Genomic DNA, 1,856 nt, shown 5'->3' with positions numbered 1-1,856 from the left:
TGGCGCTGCACTGGCAGCCCAAGGTGCACATCCGCGACTGGCAGATCGTCGGTGCCGAAGCCCTGATGCGCTGGCAGCATCCGACGCTGGGCCCGATCTCGCCGCTGGAGTTCATTCCGGTGGCCGAGCAATGTGGGCTGATCGGCGCGCTGGGCCAGTTGGGCCTGCGCGAAGCCTGCCGGGCCGCGGCCGGGCCGCTGGCGGGGCTGCGGGTGTCGGTCAATGTCTCGGCGCTGCAGCTCAAGGAAGAGCGCTTCGTGGACAGTGTGCGCGAGGCGTTGGCGAGCTGCGCGCTGCCGGCCACCATGCTGGAGCTGGAGATCACCGAATCGGTGTTCATCGACAACGCGCAGGGCGCGCTGAGCCAGCTGCACGCGCTGCATGCGCTGGGGGTGCAGATCGCACTGGACGACTTCGGCACTGGCTACTCCTCGCTGGCCTACCTGCGCCGCTTCCCGTTCGACACGCTGAAGATCGACCGCGCCTTTGTCAACGAGGTGCTGCTGCGCGAGGACGCCCGCATCATCGTGCGCACCATCGCCCAGATGGCCACCGCGCTGGGCATGAGCACCGTCTGCGAAGGCGTCGAATCGGCCCAGCAACTGGCTGCGGTGAGCCAGGCCGGCTGCGAGCAGATCCAGGGCTACCTGGTCTCCAAGCCCCGCACGCTGGCCGAGTTCGTGCAGCTGCGCCAGGACTGGCACCGCCTGCCGCCAATCACCGCACAGCTGCACTGAACCGCCGGGTTCGGGCAAACGCAGCGCGCGGGCCGGTGGCCCTGCCTACACTGCTGGCCACCGCCTGCTCGAAGGCGATGACCCCACAGGAGCCTGAATGAACCCGCGTGCCGTGATCGCCTTCCTTGTTGCCGCGGCAGCCTGTGCCTCCGCAGCCCATGCGGCAGAGCTGAAGATCCTGTCGGCCGGCGCCTTCAAGCCGGTGCTGCTCGCGCTGAAGCCCGGCTTCGAACAGCAGACCGGCCACACGCTGAAGATCGAGAACGACACCGCGGGCGCGCTGCAGAAGCGGGTGTTGGCGGACGAGGCGTTTGACCTGCTGTTCTCCAGCCCGGCGTCGATGCAGCCGCTGCAGGCAGCCGGCAAGCTCGCCAGCGAACAGCCCACACCGGTCGCACGCGTGGCCATTGGCGTGGCGGTGCCACGCGGCGCGCCGCTGCCGGACATCGGCACGGTCGAGGCCTTCCGCCAGCTGCTGCTGTCGGCCCGGCACGTGGCCTACATCGACCCGGCTTCGGGCGGCTCCAGCGGCATCTACCTGGACCAGCTGTTCCAGCGGCTGGCCGTGGCACCGCAGGTGCGGGCCAAGGCGGTGCTGGTCAATGGCGGGCTGGTGGCGGCCAGGCTGGTGGACGGCTCGGCCGATGTGGCGATCCACCAGATCAGCGAGATCCTGGCGGTGCCCGAAGCAGTGCTGGTCGGCCCGCTGCCGGCCGAGATCCAGAACTACACGGTGTATGCCGCGGCACTGCCGCCGGCCGCTGCGGCCAGCGCTGCGCACAGCGAGGCCGTCAGGGCCTTGCTCGCGGCGCTGCAGTCGCCCGGCACGGATGCGATCCTCGCGGCCAAAGGCATGGAGCGCGCGCCTTGAGGACCGACAGCCGCCTGTCGCGCATGCTGCACGTGCTGCTGCACATGGCGCGGGACGACCAGCCGATGACCTCGGAGCGCATCGCGCAGATGCTGGGCACCAACGCGGCTGTCGTGCGGCGCACACTGGCCGGCCTGCGCCAGGCCGGTTTCGTCCGCTCGGAGAAGGGCCACCAGGGCGGCTGGATGCTGGCGGCGAACCTGAAGGACATCACCCTGCTGGACGTGCACAACGCGGTGGGTGGCCCC

General features: G+C 70.1%; 3 protein-coding genes. All 3 read left to right on the top strand.

Going from position 1 to position 1,856, the window contains the following annotated elements; genetic code table 11:
* The coding region (locus FKP22_RS29095) for a putative bifunctional diguanylate cyclase/phosphodiesterase (protein WP_141291641.1) at nt 1-737 on the top strand (737 nt) is incomplete at its 5' end.
* A gap of 97 nt (nt 738-834) precedes the next feature.
* Nucleotides 835-1,608, top strand: a complete 774-nt coding sequence (locus FKP22_RS29090) for a molybdate ABC transporter substrate-binding protein (RefSeq protein WP_141291639.1) — start codon at nt 835-837, stop codon at nt 1,606-1,608.
* Nucleotides 1,605-1,856, top strand: a 252-nt coding sequence (locus tag FKP22_RS29085) for an Rrf2 family transcriptional regulator (RefSeq protein WP_141291637.1), incomplete at its 3' end; no start/stop codon positions are given. The genes FKP22_RS29090 and FKP22_RS29085, both read left to right, overlap by 4 nt.

It is taken from the genome of Ideonella azotifigens (assembly GCF_006519715.1).
In the GTDB taxonomy this organism is placed as follows: Bacteria; Pseudomonadota; Gammaproteobacteria; order Burkholderiales; family Burkholderiaceae_C; genus Ideonella; species Ideonella azotifigens.
This window is presented reverse-complemented; position numbering and strand designations above follow the sequence as displayed.

Excerpts from the sequence above, each read along its gene's own strand:
- FKP22_RS29090 (WP_141291639.1), top strand. The coding sequence starts at position 835 with ATGAACCCGCGTGCCGTGATCGCCTTCCTTGTTGCCGCGGCAGCCTGT.